This is a genomic window from uncultured Mesonia sp. (assembly GCA_947499595.1).
Classification (GTDB): domain Bacteria; phylum Bacteroidota; class Bacteroidia; order Flavobacteriales; family Flavobacteriaceae; genus Mesonia; species Mesonia sediminis.
In genome coordinates, this window is record CANMOY010000004.1 from 247,334 (window position 1) to 267,935 (window position 20,602).

At 36.2% G+C, this 20,602-nt stretch carries 17 protein-coding genes; 5 read left to right on the forward strand and 12 right to left on the reverse strand.

Annotated elements, in window-relative coordinates; all coding sequences use genetic code 11:
* Nucleotides 1-2: 2 nt before the first annotated feature.
* The 3 genes from ACH2AZ_RS06860 to ACH2AZ_RS06870 are packed head-to-tail and all read right to left on the reverse strand — an operon-like array spanning nucleotide 3 to nucleotide 3,115.
* Entirely contained in the window at nucleotides 3-1,241 is a 1,239-nt protein-coding gene (locus ACH2AZ_RS06860) for a DUF1015 domain-containing protein (RefSeq protein WP_394907228.1), read from the reverse strand.
* Between the two features lie 6 nt (nucleotides 1,242-1,247).
* Entirely contained in the window at nucleotides 1,248-2,135 is an 888-nt protein-coding gene (locus ACH2AZ_RS06865; protein WP_379045525.1) for a 3-hydroxyacyl-CoA dehydrogenase family protein, read from the reverse strand.
* A gap of 11 nt (nucleotides 2,136-2,146) precedes the next feature.
* Entirely contained in the window at nucleotides 2,147-3,115 is a 969-nt protein-coding gene (locus tag ACH2AZ_RS06870) for a Gfo/Idh/MocA family protein (protein WP_379045522.1), read from the reverse strand.
* Nucleotides 3,116-3,356: 241 nt separating this feature from the next.
* Here ACH2AZ_RS06870 and ACH2AZ_RS06875 point away from each other — a divergent pair, with 241 nt between their 5' ends.
* Nucleotides 3,357-3,998, forward strand: a complete 642-nt coding sequence (locus ACH2AZ_RS06875) for a protein-L-isoaspartate(D-aspartate) O-methyltransferase (RefSeq protein ID WP_394907229.1) — start codon at nucleotides 3,357-3,359, stop codon at nucleotides 3,996-3,998.
* Here the strand turns inward: ACH2AZ_RS06875 and ACH2AZ_RS06880 are convergent.
* Nucleotides 3,995-6,469, reverse strand: a complete 2,475-nt coding sequence (locus ACH2AZ_RS06880; protein ID WP_394907230.1) for a DUF5686 and carboxypeptidase regulatory-like domain-containing protein — start codon at nucleotides 6,467-6,469, stop codon at nucleotides 3,995-3,997. The two genes, ACH2AZ_RS06875 and ACH2AZ_RS06880, sit on opposite strands and share 4 nt — an antisense overlap.
* A gap of 2 nt (nucleotides 6,470-6,471) precedes the next feature.
* Nucleotides 6,472-6,933 (reverse strand): SsrA-binding protein SmpB, encoded by a 462-nt coding sequence (smpB, locus tag ACH2AZ_RS06885; protein WP_147861024.1) that lies wholly within the window; start codon nucleotides 6,931-6,933, stop codon nucleotides 6,472-6,474.
* Between the two features lie 142 nt (nucleotides 6,934-7,075).
* Between smpB and ACH2AZ_RS06890 the strand changes: the two genes are divergently transcribed.
* Nucleotides 7,076-7,837, forward strand: coding sequence for a hypothetical protein (locus ACH2AZ_RS06890; RefSeq protein ID WP_394907231.1), 762 nt, complete (start codon nucleotides 7,076-7,078; stop codon nucleotides 7,835-7,837).
* A gap of 4 nt (nucleotides 7,838-7,841) precedes the next feature.
* Here the strand turns inward: ACH2AZ_RS06890 and ACH2AZ_RS06895 are convergent, their stop codons facing one another.
* The gene (locus tag ACH2AZ_RS06895) at nucleotides 7,842-8,900 is read right to left on the reverse strand and encodes an esterase-like activity of phytase family protein (RefSeq protein ID WP_394907232.1); all 1,059 of its coding nucleotides are present in this window, start codon (nucleotides 8,898-8,900) and stop codon (nucleotides 7,842-7,844) included.
* 124 nt (nucleotides 8,901-9,024) lie between these two features.
* Here ACH2AZ_RS06895 and ACH2AZ_RS06900 point away from each other — a divergent pair, with 124 nt between their 5' ends.
* Nucleotides 9,025-9,210, forward strand: a complete 186-nt coding sequence (locus ACH2AZ_RS06900) for a CsbD family protein (RefSeq protein WP_379045507.1) — start codon at nucleotides 9,025-9,027, stop codon at nucleotides 9,208-9,210.
* 79 nt (nucleotides 9,211-9,289) lie between these two features.
* Here ACH2AZ_RS06900 and ACH2AZ_RS06905 read toward each other — a convergent pair whose 3' ends face one another.
* The 6 genes from ACH2AZ_RS06905 to ACH2AZ_RS06930 all read right to left on the reverse strand — a co-directional run bounded on the left by ACH2AZ_RS06905 (nucleotide 9,290) and on the right by ACH2AZ_RS06930 (nucleotide 18,467).
* Nucleotides 9,290-10,369: a peptidylprolyl isomerase gene (locus ACH2AZ_RS06905; protein WP_379045504.1), complete on the reverse strand. Its 1,080-nt coding sequence runs from the start codon at nucleotides 10,367-10,369 to the stop codon at nucleotides 9,290-9,292.
* Nucleotides 10,370-10,373: 4 nt separating this feature from the next.
* Entirely contained in the window at nucleotides 10,374-10,943 is a 570-nt protein-coding gene (gene gldI, locus ACH2AZ_RS06910; protein WP_394907233.1) for a gliding motility-associated peptidyl-prolyl isomerase GldI, read from the reverse strand.
* The gene (locus tag ACH2AZ_RS06915; protein ID WP_394907234.1) at nucleotides 10,936-11,946 is read right to left on the reverse strand and encodes a bifunctional oligoribonuclease/PAP phosphatase NrnA; all 1,011 of its coding nucleotides are present in this window, start codon (nucleotides 11,944-11,946) and stop codon (nucleotides 10,936-10,938) included. Before ACH2AZ_RS06915 ends, gldI begins: the two co-directional genes overlap by 8 nt.
* Nucleotides 11,947-12,322: 376 nt before the next feature.
* Nucleotides 12,323-12,763, reverse strand: coding sequence for a hypothetical protein (locus ACH2AZ_RS06920; protein WP_394907235.1), 441 nt, complete (start codon nucleotides 12,761-12,763; stop codon nucleotides 12,323-12,325).
* 1,750 nt (nucleotides 12,764-14,513) lie between these two features.
* Complete coding sequence (locus ACH2AZ_RS06925; RefSeq protein ID WP_394907236.1) at nucleotides 14,514-16,820, reverse strand: DUF2357 domain-containing protein; 2,307 nt, start codon at nucleotides 16,818-16,820, stop codon at nucleotides 14,514-14,516.
* Nucleotides 16,821-16,823: 3 nt separating this feature from the next.
* Entirely contained in the window at nucleotides 16,824-18,467 is a 1,644-nt protein-coding gene (locus tag ACH2AZ_RS06930; protein WP_394907237.1) for an McrB family protein, read from the reverse strand.
* A 1,094-nt stretch (nucleotides 18,468-19,561) separates the two neighbouring features.
* Here ACH2AZ_RS06930 and ACH2AZ_RS06935 point away from each other — a divergent pair.
* Nucleotides 19,562-19,861 (forward strand): hypothetical protein, encoded by a 300-nt coding sequence (locus ACH2AZ_RS06935; RefSeq protein ID WP_394907238.1) that lies wholly within the window; start codon nucleotides 19,562-19,564, stop codon nucleotides 19,859-19,861.
* 297 nt (nucleotides 19,862-20,158) lie between these two features.
* A complete protein-coding gene (locus ACH2AZ_RS06940; protein WP_147861033.1) occupies nucleotides 20,159-20,578 on the forward strand; it encodes a nucleoside-diphosphate kinase in 420 nt (139 codons plus the stop codon).
* The last annotated feature ends 24 nt before the right edge of the window (nucleotides 20,579-20,602 follow it).

A 20,602-nucleotide genomic window follows, 5' to 3' on the forward strand; every position in this document is an offset into this window, starting at 1 on the left:
GTTTAGTATTCATATATGGTGATACCGCTGCGTAATTTGGGTTCTATGTAAGTTGATTTGGGAGGCATGGTTAAACCTTCATTGGCGATTTGTTTCATTTCGGAAACAGAAGCTGGCAGCATACCAAATCCTACTTTAAACTCTCCACGGTCTACTAGTCCTTTGACATACGCCATGCCTTTTTTACCATGGGCGTAGTCCAAACGTTTGTCTGAGCGTGCATCGCCAATACCCAAAATAGGATTTAAAACGGTTTTATATAAGACTTGCGCATCGAGATGAGATAATGCATTTTCGGTTTTATAGTTTAACTTTCGTAAGTGTAGACTATAAAAATCACCGTCAAGGTACATACTAAAAGAATGCTTTTCTTGAGGCTTATAATAGGTATTCTTGCGGTTTTCTATTTTAAAAAAATTATCTAACCGAATGAGAAACTCTTCTTTGCTTAAGCCATTTAAATCTTTTACCAGCCGATTAAATTCTAAAATTTTAAGGTTACTCTCTGGTATGATGTAACTCATAAAAAAATTATAAGGCTCTTTACCGGTATGCTCTTTATTGCTTTTTTTTAATTCTTCGCAAAGTTGATGAGCGCTGGCACTGCGGTGATGACCATCGGCAATATAAAGATGATCCATCGACTTAAAAATCTGAGTGATTTGTTGGCAGGTTTGAGCATCGTCAATCAACCACAAATAATGGGTGTCTCTGTAGGTGGTGGTAAATTCGTATTCTGGACGTATGCTTTTCGCATTATTGATGATCGCAGATAAATCTGAATTATCGGGGTGCGTTAACAAAACTGGCTCTGCATTAAAGCCAACAGTTTGCAAGTATTTTTTAAAATCTTCTTCGCGGTAAGCGATGGTTTCTTCGTGCCTTTTTATTAAATTACTTTTGTAACTATTAAGGCCCGTGGCGGCAACAATACCAGTAAAAACGTGACCGTCTGCATCTTTGCGTTCATAAATATAAAAACAAGGATGCTCATCTTTGATAAAAATATGGTCTTCTCGAAATTCTTGATAGCGATTGCGTACCAATTCATACCGATCTGGTCCCGATACCTCTTTGTGGTATTTATAACCCGGATTCACAATATGTAAAAATGAAAACGGATTGTTGTCTAGCCGAGCTTCCCTTTCGGCCTGTGTATAGTGATGGTAAGGTCGAGATGAAATTAAACCAACTTTGTCACGGGTGGGTCTCACAGCCCGAAAAGGAACAACTTCTGGCATAGTAATTTATTTGAATTGAGCAGCCACAACTTCGGCTTTTTTAGATTCGCTATAGTCGTAAAAACCTTCGCCCGATTTAACGCCTAGTTTTCCAGCTTGTACCATATTCACCAATAATGGGCAAGGAGCATATTTCGGATTTTTAAATCCGTCGTACATTACTTCTAAAATACTCAAACAAACGTCTAAACCAATAAAATCGGCCAATTGTAAGGGCCCCATAGGATGTGCCATACCCAATTTCATCACGGTGTCTATTTCTTTAACGCCGCCCACTTGGTTATAAAGTGTTTCAATGGCTTCATTAAGCATAGGCATCAAGATACGATTGGCTACAAAACCAGGATAATCATTCACCTCTGTAGGTGTCTTTTTTAAAGCCACCGATAAATCCATTATTTTTTGAGTTACTTCCTGCGAAGTACTATAACCTTTAATAATTTCAACCAACTTCATAATGGGTACAGGATTCATAAAGTGCATCCCGATTACCTGCTCAGGTCGTCTAGTTACCGATGCAATTTTTGTAATTGAAATTGAACTGGTATTGGATGCCAAAATAGTTTCTTTAGCGCAAAACTCATCCAATTGCTTGAATATTTTTAATTTTAAGTCTTCGTTTTCGGTGGCAGCTTCAACCACCAAGTCAACTTGCTGCACTCCCTCTTTTAAATCGGTAAAAGTGGTGATATTGGCTAAAGTCTGATCTTTATCTTGCTCGCTAATTTTTTCCTTAGCAAGCATACGATCTAGATTTTTTGTAATGGTAGCCATTCCTCGATCTAAATTCTCTTGAGCTATATCAATTAAATGTACTTTGTAATTAAACTGAGCAAAAGTATGAGCAATTCCGTTACCCATTGTACCGGCTCCTATTACGGCAATATTCTTCATAATTCTAATTTTTATTTTTTTGAAAAACTATTTATTATTTGTTTGGCTACGCGTAAGGCACGTGCACCTTGTTCTAAAGTTACCTTCGGAGTGAGATCTTGGGTAATCGCCTCAGCAAAGGTTTCCAATTCTTCTAAAATAGCATTGTTTTCATCTACATCGGGATTATCAAAATAAATTTGCTTTTTAACTCCTTCTGCGTTCTGCAAAATCATATCAAATTCTCCTGGTTGCTGCGGAGCATCTTTCATTCTAACTACCTCACATTTCTTTTCTAGAAAATCTACAGAGATATAAGCATCTCTTTGAAAGAAGCGGGCTTTGCGCATTTGTTTAAGTGAAATGCGACTTGCGGTTAAATTGGCTACACAACCGTTTTCAAATTCTATACGGGCGTTGCAAATATCTGGTGTTTCACTAATTACCGAAACACCACTGGCATTAATATTCTTTACAGGAGAGGGTACCACGCTCAAAACAGCATCGATATCGTGAATCATTAAATCTAAAACTACGGGAACATCAGTGCCACGCGGATTAAATTCTGCCAATCGATGGGCTTCGATAAACATGGGTTGGTCAATTTTGTCTTGTACTGCTTTAAAGGCTGGATTAAACCGCTCTACGTGGCCTACCTGCCCCTTAACCTTATGCTCTGCTGCCAATGCTACCAATTCATCTGCTTCTTCAACAGTATGAGTAATTGGTTTTTCTATAAAAAAATGCTTGTTTAATAGCACTGCTTTTTTAGCAATATCATAATGTGAAAGGGTGGGGGTTACAATATCGATTACAGCCACATCCTGCAAAAGATCGTCAATCTCCTCATATAAAGTATATCCAAATTCATCGGCTACTTTTTGAGCATACTCCCGATTGCTATCGTAAAATCCTACAAGTTCATATTTTTTGGATTGGTTGAGTAGACGCAAATGTATTTTGCCTAAATGGCCTGCGCCTATAACTCCTATTTTTAGCATATATCGTGGTTTTGCACAAAAATACTATTTCTTTTAGAGAAGTGGCATTAATTTTTTTTAGATTTTTATCTCCGCACTCGTTCAGGTCCATTGGTTTTAACTAATTTATCTTTACTTGCGCTTTTTTAATTATTTGGTTATAAACAGCCTCCCGCCTGGGTTTATATATGGGTGTATTTCTTTGTATAAATCGGCTGAAATTCCTTAAAAATTAGCTAATTTTAGCAAAAATTTCAAGGCGTTGAAAGATACATTCAGACATCAAGGTAAGCGACAACATTTGGTTGAAATTCTCAAAGATAAAGGAATTGCAGACCAACGTGTTTTGGAGGCAATTGGCAAAATACCCCGTCATTTGTTTATGGATAGTAGTTTTGAAGATCACGCTTACCAAGATAAGGCTTTTCCTATTGCGGCAGATCAAACTATTTCGCAACCCTACACCGTAGCTTTTCAAACGGAGTTGTTGGCGGTAGAAGCAGGACATCAGGTCTTAGAAATTGGTACAGGAAGCGGCTATCAAACGGCTGTGCTTTGTGAGCTGGGTGCAAGGGTTTATAGTATCGAACGCCAACAAGAATTATTTAAAAAGACCAAGCTCTTTTTGCAAAAACTGGGTTACCGCCCAAAATACCTTAGTTTTGGCGATGGTTATAAAGGATTGCCGCTTTATGCTCCTTTTGATCGAGCTATTGTAACAGCAGGAGCACCCTATGTTCCCAAAGCTTTATTGGCTCAGTTGAAAATTGGAGGCAAGTTGGTCATTCCAGTAGGCGATGACCCGCAAATTATGACGCTCTTTACCCGAAAATCGGCAACCGAGTTTGAGCGCGAAGAGTTTGGTGAATTCAGATTTGTACCGCTGTTAGAAGATAAAAATTAAAGCGAAAGTCCCACAAAAACACCGAAATCATTTTGATTACCTGATTGGAGGCTCTTTACAAAATCAAGGCGTAAAATTCTGTATTTACCCCAACCTAAGTTGTCTAGGCCTAAGCCAACTTCTATAAAAGGATTATGTTCTTGGGTGTACAAAGCTTTTCCAGTAGCAACTAAATTTAAATTTAGTGCTTTTATGCCCGGAATTTTCCCTAAAATCCAACCCTTGAAATTATGTTGTACATGCACCTCGGCAAATGTATTGGTTGTGCTATGACTATACAAATCAAGTAAATAAAATCTGTCTAAACCTTGTTTTAAGCGTATTTGGGTAGGTGTGCTATCAAAATGTTGGTAATCGATAAAGCTAGTTTTATCTCCACCGATAAAAAATCCGCCTCGAGCGAAATAAGAGAAATTTCCTCTTTGTTGCCAGCTTAGGTTTTGATTAACTCTTAAACTGATTTTAGAAAAATTGTAGGTATCCAAATCAGTCGCCCAGCCTTGGTTATAATACAAGAAAAATCGAGGGTACTTAGAAGAGCTAACCGTATACTTACCATCGGGGTACAGGTAATAAGATTGGTCAAAGTCAATCCGCAATCCTATCTCATATTGCAGCATCTGGTGAGGGGTAAATAAATCCGACGCTGGTTGATCTCTAGCGTCAAGCGGATTGTTGGGCGTGTAAAATTGTGAGCTTGATTTAAAAAAGCCATGATGAGCTCTATTTTTAAGTACATCCCTTTTGTTGAAGCTTAAAGCGGAATAAAATCGGAGTCCGTTTGCCAATTCGTTTGAGTAGCTTATACGCGCAAATTGATTTGCATAGAGCTTGAGGTAATTTTTTTGGAAACCGATTAAAGCCAAATCGTATAAATGTAAAGGGGTACTCGATTTATTATTTATTTCTTTTGCTTCAGATCCAAGACTGATACTTAAAAACGGCTTACTGAAGTTATTAAACTTTTGGGTGTAGGTGAAGCTACCCCGCCAAGTTTTATCGGAAAAGCCGTATTGCGGGGTGGCTGCAAAACTATAGAAAGTGTTGTTCTTGGGATCGGTTTTTACAAAACGCAGCGGTAAGCGCAAATTGTAGCCTTGCACCATGTTAAAGTGCAAGTTTTTTAAGGGAGCCTCTATCTGCCAACGCTGGTTTTGATAGCTTTGCTTATAGGTGTATCCACTTATTAAATTACCAATTTTAAAACGATTATTTATAGCGTCGACAGAATCTTGGTAGCGTTTGCTGTTTTGTAGGTTAGCTAATTGTTGTTTTTTTAAATAATCCTGTTGTTCTTCATCGGTTAAGGGTATAGGACGTTGGCCTTGCCAAAACATACTGTCTTTGTCATTGGCTTTTGTGTCAAAAGCCAAAATTTCTCTTCCGAAGCTTGCTGAGGTAAACTGCGGATTGAAATCATAGTTCGTGTACACCGCAGAAAAACGACCATCACCAGAAACACCTAAAATAGACCAGCTAAAATCTATGGTTTGTGTTTGCTTCACCCATTGTTGATCTACAGGATTAAAACTGAAATTTTGTTTAAAGTCTATGGTTTCAATAGCTTCAAATTGTATCGCCTCACCGGTGGTCTGCAAATCAATTCCGTAAAGCTGCCAAGTTTCATCTACAATATAAACAAATCCCGAAAATACCCGCCCTTTAGGGTTTTTAGGCTGTACTTGTATTTTGTAAATTAAGTGATTCTGTTCGTCATAAAATAGGTCGGCTAATTGGTAGTTGTAATGATTTAAGGCATAGTCAGCTATGGGGGAGATCAAATTTTGCCGCAGTTCAATACTGTTTTTATAAAAATTGAATTCGGCTTCTTGAGCGCTGTTAAAACTAAATCCGTTATCGTCGCCACTTAGCTTTGAGGCGATTATTTTTTCGTGGAAATTATCTGGAGCCTGAAATTTAATTTGAGATACGGTTTCAGATAAATAGGCAATACCGCTACCGGTAGAATCGAGCTTGGAGCGTAAATCAGATAAATCGTTACCCAAAATTTTTTCGGGAGCATTTTGAATTTTCCAGATTCCTTTAGAGTAGAAATTGGCCGTGTATGCCTTGGTTAGATTAAGGTTTTTTTCTCGGTTCGCAATGGCTTTTTTAATGAGAATAAGCCCTTTGTTCTGTTGTTTGCTTACCACGATTTGGTCAAGTGAGGTGGGCTCTTCCTCTAAGACAATAGTACCGCAGTCATACTGCGGGGCGTTCATAATAATTTTGCGTTTTAGCGTTTTATAACCCAAATACCGAAAAACTAAGGTTAAGCTGTCTGTATTTACAACGGGTAATTCAAAATAACCCGATTGGTTACTTACACTGCCTTGGTAGGAGTTTTCAATAAAGATATTAACTTGTGCAAGCCCTTCTTGCTGGGTGTTGATTACCCGACCGGTAATTTGAGCCTGAGTTTGTAAACTACAAGCTAATAAAAAGATTAAACCAAAAAGCTTTTGGCGCATACCTAGGCATTATAAGATTTTTTAATTCGGTCTAATTTACGTTTATTCTCTCGATCTTTTATGGTTTCACGCTTATCGTGCATTTTTTTACCTTTTGCCAAGCCAATTTGCAATTTTGCTAAACCGCGCTCATTAATAAACAAGCGCAGGGGTATAATGGTTAAGCCAGTATTGCTCACCTCTTTATGTAGCTTTCTTAATTCTTTACGCTGCAGTAACAATTTGCGTTCGCTTTTAGGGTTGTGGTTAAAATGCGAAGCGTGCGAATACTCTTCTATATGCATATTGATGACATACAACTCATTACGGTGAAATTCGCAAAAACTTTCGGCAATACTTGCTTTTCCTTGACGGATAGATTTTATTTCGGTTCCGGCTAAACTGATTCCAGCAATGTATTTATCTATGATTTCATACTGAAATCGCGCCTTTCTGTTTTGTATGTTAATGTTGTTTTTACTCATAGTGCTAAAATAAGATGCTTTTTTAAACTATGCTGCTTTTTTAAATAAATTTTACCGCTAGAGATACTTCTATTTTTCTATAGAATTGATTTAATTTGTTAAAAATAATATAGCTTTACAGCTCAACCAAATAAAACACCACATGAGACTTACTATTTTAGCGCTTGCCATAGTGCTAGGCCTGACCAGTTGTCAACAATCTATTGAATATAAACCCTTAGAATCAGCCAATGCGGCTAATCGAGAAAAAGCCAATACTATCATTCAACAAACTTTCGCTAAAACAGGGGTAGCTTTGCAGGAATCGGCTGTGATTAAATTTAAACACCAAGGCGAACATTATATGGCGCTGCGCAATTGTGGTATGTTTATGTACCGCAAGCAAAATACCCATGGGAAAGATGCCATAGAAGACGTTTTAGATAACCAAGGCTTTGAACGCAAAATAAACAAACATTTAGAAGAATTAACTAGTAATCAGCTTCAAGAAGCTAAGGCGGCATTGCAGCAAAGCGTAAATTGGGTGCAATTTCCTTTCGGATACCAAGAGCAAAGTTTTTACCTAATAGGAGAATTACAAACCGATGGGGCCAATTACCATAAAATAGCCGTAGAAGGTAATGAAGAGCCTAAGGAGATTTGGTGGGTCAATACCAAAGATCACTTGGTATATTTTGTTGCCCGAGCTAACGGAGATGAATCGGCGCGTTTGCTTAAAATCGACCCTAGTTTTACGCAAGAGGGAGTGCACCTTAACCAGGTTTTCGCTTACGCTATACCTAATGCTGTTCCTTTGCATTATGCTGCCGATGAATTTTTTCAAGCTAGCCAAAAATGGAAATTAACCGATAGTTTAAAATTTGAGCAAGCCAGTGTATTATTAACACCTTCTAACTGCGAATAATCGTTTAATGCTTTTTAATTTCAAACCATAAAACCTGATTGATTTGTTCGTCGAAACTATTAAAATTATTGTCGGCTACAAGCAATAAGGTGGGGTTGCCGTTGGGCAATGTGGGCCCAAAACACATGCCTTCAAGATTATCTAACCGTTTAGAGGCTAATGATTTTCTTATCTTCTTTAGATCTAGAATCAGTTTTTTATGTGTTTTGGCTTCTCGGTTCAACTGTTTAAGGTTTTGGTCTGGGTTTAAATCCGTAAACTTATATTCAAAAAGAATTGCGCGATTGGCCTTATTACCACGGCCGGCAGAATAGGCGCGTTCAAGCATAATATAACGGCTTTCGTCAAAGGCCAGCATAGCGGTTAGACCATTAATTGCAAAAGGTTTTAGCGGCCACGTGCGTATACGCTCTAACGGGTAAAAATATTCTTTTTGGTAATTCTTGTCCGCTAAATCATAGCGCAAAACACTTACCAAGGCAGGGGTGTCGTAAAGCTTTGGTTTTTGGCCCCAGCGGCTGGCTGGTAATTCTAGAGCTGCAAGAAATTGCGATTGGTCTGGGGTAAAGCACAAACTTTCCCAAACGCCATTATGATGTGCTTGGTTACCTTTATTTACATCGATATAATCGGGTAGGGAATAGGTTTTTTGTATTTTTCCTTGCTCGTCAATTTGATAGATACCCGATTGTTTTTTGTTTTTGATAGAACCCTCACTCGAAACGAGAAATCCAGGTTGATTGGGATGTGCTAAAACCGATTCTAAATCAAACCACAGGTCTGTATTATCGGTATTTATCTTTATCGCTTCTATAAAGTTTATTTGCTTTATTTTTTCGGCATCAAATTCGATTGTCGTTTTATAAATACGCGGATTGCTAGGGACATCAACTACCCAGTAAAAGTATCCGTCACGATAGTCTATACCCGATAATCCGCCAATTGGCTCTGCATTAAATTTTGCGTCTTTAGCAATGATGTACTCATCTAATAACTTAAGTTCAATTTTGCTTCGCTCATAGGATTTTAGACTAGCGCAACTATTGAGGTAAATCATTGCCATAACGGCGAAGCAAATTTTATAAAAAGTCTTAAATAACATAGTATTAGGATAAAGATAAGATTTCATTAATAACTTAAGACTGCAAATAACTGTACTTTTAAATAAATTAAAAAACTTAAATATTATGAATGAGCAAGAATTAGAAGGAAAATGGAAACAAGTAAAGGGAAAATTCAAACAAAAATACGGTGAAATCACCGATGAGGATACCACTTATTCTGAAGGTAAATTTGATGAAATGTTAGGTAAACTGGAAGAAAAAACAGGAAAAACCAAAGCAGAACTTAAAGAAGAAATCAATAAACTATAAGTTGAGTTAGAAGCGTTCAAACGAAATAAAAAAGGTAGCATTTTAACTGCTACCTTTTTTAATGCTTACATTTTTTGTATTAGTTGATTTCAACCAATTCTACATCAAAAATTAATATAGAATTAGGAGGAATGGGGCCTATCCCACGCTCACCGTATCCTAAGTAAGGTGGAATCATTAATTTAGCTTGATCGCCTTCGTTCAAAAGCATAATCCCTTCGTCCCAACCAGGAATAACTTTACCTGTTCCTACTGGAAATTCGATAGGCTGATTACGGTCGTACGAAGAATCAAATTTGGTACCGTCTGTTAGCATTCCGGTATAGTGAACTTTTACCATTTGACCTGCCTTTGGTTTTTTGGTACCATTTCCTTTTTTAATGATTTTATACCATAATCCGCTATCGGTTTTTTCATAACCATCGGCCATACTATTCAACTCCTCATCGATTTTTTTTTTCATTTCGGCCTTACGCTCTTCAGCTTTAGCGGCTTCAATTTTTTGTTGCTCGATTACGTCTTTCATAGCGCTATCAAATTTTTCTACAGCATCAAAAGACTTGGCAGCTTTTCCTTTTCTTATGATATTTACTTCTTGAATAATCACAGGATTTACTGGCTTATCTCCTGGCTTAGTGGTCTCTACTTTTCCTATGCTATCAACCACTTCTTGCCCCAATACAATCTCTCCAAAAACACTGTGTCTATTGTCTAAATGTGGGGTTTCTTTTAAGGTAATAAAAAACTGACTTCCATTGGTGCCAGGTCCGGCGTTAGCCATAGAGAGTATACCTTTTTTACTGTGCTTTAAAGATTCGTCGAACTCATCGGGAAACTTATAACCTGGTCCGCCAGCTCCGGTACCCTCAGGATCGCCACCTTGAATCATAAAGTTATCAATAATACGATGAAATTTTAACCCATTGTAGAACTTCTTGTTGGCATAACTAGTGTCTACCTGTGGGTGAGTACCTTCGGCCAAAGCCACAAAATTAGCCACGGTAAGTGGTGTCTTTTCAAAATGTAGCTGACTTACAAAAGTTCCTTTGTTGGTAACAAATTCGGCATAAAGCCCGTCGTTTAAGTCGGGATATTTCTCATTGCAAGCATACAGGCTTAGCGCTACAAATAAGCATAAAAATGCACTTTTTAATTTCATAAATTTAGTCATTTAATTGTTTTTCGTTATTTAATTCAATTGAGTTTAAGGTTATGGTAGACCGAATAGGGAGATTTCTTCCTATTTTCTGGTTATCGCCATAATAGCCAAAAGCCTTATGCGAAGGAAAATAAAAAGTAAGGGTCTCGCCAGGTTTCATCATTTTTAAAGCTTGGCGTAAGCCAATAAAAACGCTTTCTTGGTCTATAGCATACTCGCGTGTGCCTAATTCTTCTCTAGTATATATGGGCTGCCCTATTAAGGTGCTAATGTCATAATCAAAGTTTACCAAATCGCCAAATTGAGGAGTAAGGGTGTCTTTACCGATTTTGGTATCGTAGCGGTACCAGAAACCGTTGGGCGAAGCGTGGTAGGTATTGATTGTATCCTGCTTAATAATCGAATCGATTAAAGCTTCTTCGTAGGCTACTAATTTTTTGTTGCGCGCAACCGATTCCCGAATAAAAGAACCAGATTGTTGACTCACCGGACGTCTAGCTTCTGGAGTTTTGCAACTAAAAAGCAATAAGCCTATGCAAAAAGACTGTAAAAAAATACGGTATATATTATTCATGGGTAAGTTGGGGTAACAATTGTTCAAACTTTTCTAAGGTTTCGCTAAGTGGTAAATCACTTTTTCCTCCGGCTGCATTGATGTGACCACCACCTTGAAAATGTTTTCTTGCAATTTGGTTAACGTCAAAATCTCCTTTAGAACGCAAAGAGATTTTTACGATGTTTTCTTCTTTGTTTTCAATGAAAATAGCAGCAAATATAATTCCTTTAATCGCCAGGCCATAATTTACAAAACCTTCTGTATCTCCCTTTTTAAAATTATTTTGGTCTAACTCTTCCTGAGACAGGCTTATATAAGCCGTTTTGTAGGCCGGTAAGATTTTCATATTGCTTAAGGCTACTCCCAGTAATTGCATACGGTTGCTACTGCTACTGTCATAAATGGCATTGTGTATGGCCGTATTATTCGCACCAGCATCAATCAGTCGTGCTATAATTTTATGGGTTCGGCTACTGGTTGAAGAAAAACGAAAAGAGCCTGTATCGGTCATAATGCCCGTATACAAACAAGTAGCCATATCTTCGGTAATCAAATGCGTATCGCCTAAAAATTCCAAGAAATTGAAAACCATCTCACAAGTAGAGGAGCAGTTTACATCAGAATAGGTAAAACGGGCGTAATCTGCCGGTGCTTGGTGATGATCAATCATCACAAAAGTAGTTTCTAAACCAGCTAAGACCTGCTGCATAGCCTCACCCGTCCGACTAAAATCGTTAAAATCTAAAGTAAACACCATAGAGGACTCTTGTAGACATTGAGTAGCTTTTTGCTTTTGCTCGCAAAAGAAAATAATCTCTTCTTGATGCGGTAACCAGCTCAAAAATTCAGGGTAGGGGTTAGGTGCGATTAAATGCACGCTGTGCCCTAGCTGTTCTAAATATAATTTCAAGGCTAGTGTAGACCCTAAGGCATCTCCGTCTGGATTCCTGTGCGGAATGATGCTAATGGTTTGGGGATTAGCCAAAAGCGATTTTATTTCACTGATTTGTTCTGCTGTCATAGGGGATAAAGATACAATTTCTGTAGATTTAGAAAACCTAAGTTTTGTATTTTCTTTTAAAGCCTAGACTTGTGCTAAGAAGAGGTTGTTTTTCACGCTTAATTCTAAAAGTAAGTTCTGCTTGTAATTGCTTGCTTAAATCAAATCCGCTTTAAGGCTATACTAAACAATAAAGCTTTTAACTAAAGGCTATGGGTTTTTGTGACTTGTTCAAAATTGTAATGAGGTGAATTTTTTCTCTTTATGGAAAGGTTGTCGTTCAATTTTATTGCGTTCTGCCTTTATTTTATTGCTGAAATCAAATCGGTTTAACCGAAAAGGAAATGCTTAAAATTTATTAGCTAGCTTCAAGTAAATTGGAAATGGATCTAAAAATTTAGCCAATCCATTTTTTTTGAATCGCTCGTTGGGCGATATAAATACAAAATACGCCAATGACCAAAACCATTACAGGCATAATTGCGGCACCCGGACCGTAAACCTCGGTAGCTTTAGCAATGAAAAGGCTGTGAGTCATCTGTACCACGATACCCACCAAAGATAAAATGAACAGCGTTTTAGCCCATTTATTTTTTAAAAGCAGTAATAAACTACCTAAAAATCCGCCACCAACTGCCATGGCGAAGGCAATTAGTGCCCAAGTGGGATAATTAGCGTACAATGCTTGTTGATCTTCGGGGAGTAGCGCAACCTCCTCTGTACCCATACTTATTTGATTGATAAATGCGAGTACTCCCATCAAATTCCATACTAATAGAAATACGGCTAAGGCAATAAACCATTTAGGGGCTTTTTGTTTGGTGGTGCTTGGGTTCATAATGTTGATTTTTAAGTTGACTGTTGTTTTTTTATTCGCTTTTGCGGAAGTAAGGCTCACCTGCGCATCTTTAACAAAGTTAATTCTTTTTTAATTATAACCCATTTAAGGCCGCCGAGGCATTCAATATTAAGTGCTACTCGTAAGTTTTTCGGCCAACTCAGCTTATTCTTTCACCTACTCGAAAAATTTTCTGATAAACTCGTACAATTTGTAGGCAAACCCGTAGCTTTTGTCGCTGCATTATGGGTATTAAGGGCTATCTTGCTCTATGTTTTTATAGACCTTTAAGAGGAATTAAAGCGATGAAAAAACTGACTATTATCCTTAAAAAATCAGATGACAACCGGTATGAACCATTTTAATCTAGTAAGCTATGCCTATCAATCCTAATTCGCTCATCTTGTCAACTTTTCCCTGCCTTGAGCTAAGCTCAATTCTTATTGCCATGAACCTGATGGAATTAATCAATTTTTTGAAACAACATTACGTTTTAAGCCTAGCTTTTATTCGTCTGCAGACTTGTATCGGTGGTTTTATGCACAATGCGTTTGGCCCAAAGACGCATAATAGCAGTCCGCAAAAGCATGCTTTATTTTTACATATGCAATGGGAAATCAAGTTCTCTTTTTTATTTAATACAAAACATAAGCGATTTGTTAGTTTGATAAGAGGGAGCCGGTTGACTCTATACCCCATCTTAAACCCCACAATTTCAAATTATTTTTATTTTTCAAAACTACCCGTTCTAAAAAGCGACTGAAGCTAGTTAATTTTCTTATTGGTTTGGCTTAAGCCTCTCGTTTAACGAGAGGCTTTTTTGGCTTCAAAAAGCCGAAAATCATGCCCATGATTTAGAAAAACCATGCCTATGTTTCATGAAAATCATGCCTATGATTCATGAAAAACATGCTGAACTTTTTAAAAATCATGCTGATCATTTGCATGCGCCATAGGCATGAAATTTAAAAACGCTAAAACGCAAGAAAAATGAGCTTTTTACTCAAAAAATACACTTTTTTGCCCTATAAAAACCCCAAAATAGACTACAAAAACGCGGTTTTCCGCTCAAAAAGCGAACAAAACGCGAGGGGAAGTAGGATTAAACCTCGTTTAAATTCGATTAAAAGTAGCATTACACCGTCGTATACTGCAGATTACGACGGTTGCTCACTTCATTTTGAACCTATTTAAGTCCAGAAAATGAGGTAAGCTAAAGTTACGCTAGTTCGTTACTTCTTCGATGTTCCTTCGTTAATCCCTCGAAATATAAGGATTTATCGCATAAGTACCGAAGGAGATTCGCATTAGCTTCGAACCAGCCTAGGCTTATCTCCAGTGAACATATACGATTGCTCCGCCTTAAACAGGCAGTATTTATGGGGTAAAGCTCGCAGAAAAATACTTGTGGTTTGGTGGTGGGAGGCGTGAGATGGCGGTGGTGAGGAAAAGGGTATGTTTAAAAGCAAAGGAGAAATTGGTTTGGGAGTAGGGTTACATTAAATAAGAAGCTAATATAATGGGTTTTAGCCGTAGCGCTTTGAAATACAATCTGTTTAGACAAATTAAATTTAAATTAGATTATCGAAACTTTTGAATTGGGGGTTTGTATTGTTTGTTGTCTGCTGAGGCTCGAATCTTTGGGTTTATGCAATTGTTTATTTTCTTAAAGGTTGTATCAAAAGATAAACATCTGAATTAAGAATAAAACATATAGATAGAATATAGGAGTATCAATGTTTATCTTTGGTTAAACATTCACTTTTACATTCATTAACTCAGTCACAGTCACAGCAAAGGGAATTCCGGCGGCTATTATTTTGTTTGGTTCTTTGTTTATTATGTCTTTGTAGACTTGTAGATCCTTAAATTTAAATTCACTATTTCCAAAATCTAACGACTCTTTATTTTCTATTTCTATTACAAGGTAGTAGTCCTTCAAACGTTTAGTTTTATAACCCTTTAGTTTTTTACCTTCAATAACTTTTGGACCTTCACTTTTTATTTCAAAAAACAAATTTGCATTTTCCTTGCCAGGTACTCTCAACAACAAATATTTTGCACTTACCACTTTGTTGTTTAATACTAAAGACCCCTTGTCATTATTCATTCGGAAATTATATATACCTTCTTTTTTATACCACGATATATTTGCTGTATCACTACAGTAGCCAACCAGCACATAAGTGTCATCTGGTATCAAACCTCTGTTTGCACCATAGGTCTCGGGTAAAATTTCGTTTATTTTGTTATTTTTGCTAGGTTCATTTTTATAAACATCATAGGTCCTGAATGCAATTTTTTCACGTTGTGAGGCTCTATTAACGAAGTGGTCAATTACTTCTAAAATGAAAGCCTTAAGTTCACCAATGCCACTATCGTTTTTGGATGGACGAACTGGGAATGCACCTAATCCTGGTATAATCTCGTGAAACCCTTTTCGATTTAAAGATTTATTACCGGGATATAAAACGTAGGCTCCTCCCGTTCTTCTAATGGCATCTTTGTAGGCATGCATTTTTAGTAAATCAGCATTTTTGTAAATACCCTTCTTATTTGCAGTTTTTTCTTTATTTAAATCTATTGTAGTACTTTGTTCTATAATATCAGTTAAATTAGTTATTTTATATTTCGCATCAAAGTGAACATGCACAATCAATTCCTGCCTTTCAGCTTCGTTTTCTGTAATTCCGAAAGGCCAAAAAGAAAGGGTGTAATCTGGCCTTAATGTCGTCGTCCAACTACCTGAATCAGGATAATTTTTCTTACCACTAAATTGTCGATTATAGTTAAATTGAATGTTTAATTTTCTGGTATCTGTTTCAAAAACACCTTTCAAGGCGGTAAATTTACCTTGCTTAATTTGAAGGTTTAGTCCATCTTTTGTAGGCTTAATAAGTTCTGAAATGTCTTTTGCGTCTATTTCGAAGAGCTCTTGAAATAGGTCTAAAAGTTTAAAGAAAAGCCAATATTCATAAAGTATAGCAATGTCTTTTTTACCTGCACCATACACATCTTCACCTCCTCGCCAAATCAATTTTGCAGCCAATTCAAACATTAGCCAAGTTCTCAAAACTTCTCTGTAACCCTCTTTTCTCTGTAAGATTGGGCTATTAAGTTTTAAAGTACTTGGTCTGGAAATAGCATTAAAAACAGAATGATGTAATTGATTCTCTAATACACTAATTAATATTTTTGATTCGACGTCAAGTTTTGAATTCTTATCAGCAGCATTATTAATTTCAGAACAAAACTTGAGGAATGTTTCTAAAGCATGTTTTATAAAACGATTTTCTGGTGTATCTACAGAATCGGTTTTACGAACACTAGTTATTCTTTCAGGAAGTGTTTTTAAACCATAACTTTCCAAATAATGACCGCTGGGTAGATTTGTCCTTTTCCCTCCTTTAACTAATTCTTTTATGTTTGAATTTGTAAATCTTCTTACACTTCTAACATCTTTTTCTTCCTGTGTTTCAGACCATTTGGTTACTGGCGCTGTAACTATTCTATGAATAGCATCCTTAAACTCTGAAGAGTTGATTATGGATTTAATAAAGGCAAATTTTTGATATAAGGTTTGACTGTTTTTTGAATAGTCCACATCAAAATGATGAGATACTGGCGAATTAGATTGTAATAGTAAATCGGTACATTTCTCAGTAATCAGTTCAAGCATGTCTCTGTAATCCTCTCGATAGTTGGACTTAATTGATTGAACTTCTAAATAAATTGAGTAGCACCTTTCCTGACTCTCCTTTTTAAGTAAAGGAATCTCTAATGTTCCTACGAATATATTTGGTGAAATTGTACCAATATTTGAGTGTCGCTTATGTTCTTGAATGATATTCTCTCCAATGTCGTCTAGCTGGTAATTGTCATCACTAATTTCATAATCATAATAACAACCTTCTCTTAATTGATAACGTGCTTCATTATTTTCAATAGCAGTGTCGATTCCATCAAACAAGGTTTTATCCTTTTTGGAACTTATCCATAGCTTCAAACCTTCTTGAACAGCATCTAAATTTATTTTTATTTCAGATAATGCTTTCATGTATTAAGCCTCAGCATAACTTGCGAATCCATTATCTATTGCGCCTTTATACATCCTTGCAATTTTTTCTAAAGACAGGGGATACAGAACTCCATCGGTCGGCACTAATTTTTTACCCTCTTTTTTGTAAAACTCGAAATTATCTTTCTCGAAAACATCCTTAATTATTTTTAGGTCTTCTTTTAGACAAAAACTACCTAAAGTCTCTAAAATTGGAGTTAACTTTCTTCTTGAACCATGAAGCTTTGGTAGTAATTTTTGCATAATAGCGATATCTAGCTTTTCAGAAGTAGTTAATACACTGTTTAATGTGTCTAATTGATTAATCAATCTCAGAATCTCAGAAGCGGTTCTATAACCAAACTCTGCACCAGTCTTTTGTAATTCACCAAAGAAATTAAGTAGTGTTTTATTAATTTCATCCAAGTCCTTGGTCGTAAATGATTTGTTATTTGAAAGACTTATAAAGTTTTGAGCCATAGTTGCTCCTTTTCCGGTTTTTTCACCTTCTTCTAGCAAAGCTTTCATATTTAGATCGTTTGCTGAGCTAAGGAAATCTTCCATTTCGCTATTGTTAATGCGGAATTCTATGGTGTTTGCTCTATCTAAAACTTTTGGACTAAACATATTGGTTGTTTCATCAATATTTACCGTACCTATGATAAATAAGTTTGCTGGAACTTTAAGTTTTGAAGGGACTCCATTATCCACAGTTCCTTCTGCATAAAGTGGAATTTCTTCGTTGGATTCCATCACGCTTAAAAAATCTGCAAAATATCGTTCTACATGGCTCAAATTCATTTCATCTAAAATCAGAAAATGTGGAAGTTTAGGATTTGAGTTTGCTTGTAAAATGAGGTCTATTACGCCATTATCAGGCTTCACATACTCTTCCGGTTTTAATGCGTTTGGATAGCCTAGTAATGGTTCTCGATTGGTCCAATCTGCACCAACAGGGATAATACGGTATTGACTTTCTTCCTGACAAATCCATTGCACAAAAGCCTGAGCTAACTTAGTTTTACCTGAGCCTGATAAACCTGTTAAAATGACAAATGGTTTTGTTAAAAGGGAACTTACAAAACGAGTGATGAGTATGTCAGAGTAGATTAAACCAGCGTTTTTACAATCTACTTTAAAGTTCTTAACGTTAAATGGAGGATGGTTTATCGCACTGGCTTTTTTTATAACCGGTGCTGAATTAATGGTTAGTCTATATTCTTTTATTATATCCTTTAAATCTTCTTCAATTCTATTAATATTTAATTTCTTATTGAGATCATACACTTCAGCAACATACGAAGTTCCATATCTATCGGGTTTTTTTTTGAATTTTTTTTTAAAGAATTCGTTTATAGTCTCATTAGAATTTAGTTTCCAATTCATTTCTGGTTCATTCGATTCACTAATTCCATATGCAAGGATTAGTAATTCAAATTCTTTATAATATAAAAATACAGGATAAATACCCTTACTTGTAGTATTTGGCTCGATTAAAAAAGAAATCCAAGGGATTCTTGCTGTATTACCCTGTCCGAAACTAACTTTTACCTTAGTATTTAAATAATCCGATTTAAAGTGCTTAGTTTTTAAATTGTTTGTTTTAGCCTGTTTCAGAAACAACTCTAATTGTTCACCATATCCCATTTTAAAGTATTATTTATTATTCGCTACTAAAGTTCTTTTACGCCTAATTTTAAAATTTCAGCTATTTCATATAAGCATTCAATACTAGGAGGTCGTCCGTTTTAGGCGTAAGAGTTTACCATCTTATGCTCTTTCCTAATTTTTAAGATAACCAGATATTTTTAATTCCATTCACTTCTAAACCCTCGTTAATTTAGTTCAAAATTGGAATTACTTGATTTCGTTTGCAAAATAGGAATATTTTTTGAGTTAAATAAGTATAAAAAACACCATTAGACTTTATCTAACTTAGGACCTTATAAGCTCTTTTTTATTGTAGATAGCTAATGGATTGGGAATTAAGTCAATATCATAAATTAGGTTTTCAACTTTTCAATAATTACTTCACCACCCCGAAAAACCACCGATAATAATAGTATTGCACCGGCTACAGGACTTATGTTCTTACTATTGATTAAATTTGAAATCTTAGACTATCTTTATCCAAATATAGGTTTTGACGGTTTTTTCTCTTGGTTACTAACTTGTGTTTTGTGCTTTTGCATAATTTTAATTGCGTTTTTTCTTAGTTATCGTATTACTTCAGGTTTACGGATTTATATGTGGTTAGCCGCTGGGGTATTGAATACAATAATTGCCTTTTGGCTGTATGCGTGAATGTTTATTGCACTCAAAAGCAAATACAATAACCTCCTAGAAGTTTAAGGATACTTTGGCCTAGTTTTTAATGGACAGATCTTCGCCGCTTTGTGTATAATCAAAATACTGTTACTTTTAGGGGATTGGAATCTCTTTTTTAAAAATTTCTAAAGGATGTTAAAAACGCTAGCGCTAATTATTATTTTCATTAGTACAGTACTTATACTGGTTAACTTTTTGACGGCTCAAGCCTTTAATCTTAGGTTTTGGTTAGATGTTTTGCCACAAGTTTTTGTTATTGCCGGCATGTGCTGCGTACTAAAGGTGCAACATTATCGAAACCAAAAAAAGGAGAGACCATAAAGGCTTTGCGTTCATCTTTCACTTAAATTTGCTGTCTTATAATGTCTTTTACTAATTTTTATATACGGTTTTCTCCACATTATAAATTATATGTGCAGCAACACGATCAGCTTGTTTTTGAGTCAATTTTACAAGAAAACAATATCGATTTTTTTAGTAACATAAAAGAACAGGCTTTTTTAGACACGGGTATTCGGTATTTTCTGCTAGAAGCAGACCGGTCTAAAATTGACGCACTGTTAATTAAACACCAACTTATCGCACAGATCGAATCGAATAATATGCCCGATTTTACCTCTCACAAAAAAATAATGAAGATTTATTATTTAATTGCTATGATTGTGGTTTTACTAATGTTAGCGGTTATAGTATTTGACGCTATTAGAAGCTAGTCGTAAAACTATTTTTCTAAGTGCTAAAAAATAGTGGTGCAAATGGGATTACTAGTAGCTTGCGCGGATTCAATTCTTGTTTTTCTGCGTGAGGGGTAGAGCGGCATGTTTAAGCTCTTAAAAGTGTGGCACACTTTTAAAGCGAGTAGCGATAACCCGACTTTTGGAAGAGGCTATGCCGAAAGCCAAAAGGCACGCCTAAATTAAAGCTTTTAGCCAGAGGTGAGTACTCCCAATAAGTTTGTTTGCAGAATCGTAAGAAAAGATTACTTTTGCAGCAAATTAAAAATAAAATCCATGGCAGGAAACAGAACATTTACCATGATTAAGCCAGATGCTGTAAAAAACGGGCATATTGGTGCAATATTAGAACAAATCAACGCTTCTGGTTTTAGAATTGTTGCAATGAAATTAACGCAAATGACCAAGCGTGATGCCGAAACTTTTTACGGTGTACATAGCGAGCGTCCATTTTTTGGTGAGTTGGTTGAGTTTATGACTAGCGGACCTATTGTTGCAGCTATTTTAGAGAAAGATAACGCCGTAGAAGACTTTAGAACGCTTATTGGTGCAACCAATCCAGCCGAGGCTGCAGAAGGTACTATAAGAAAGAAATATGCTACTTCAATTGGTGAAAACGCAGTTCACGGTAGTGATAGCGATGAGAATGCCAAAATTGAAGGCGATTTTCATTTTGCTGGCAGAGAGATGTTTTAATGGCTTGTTTTTAAAATAACTGCT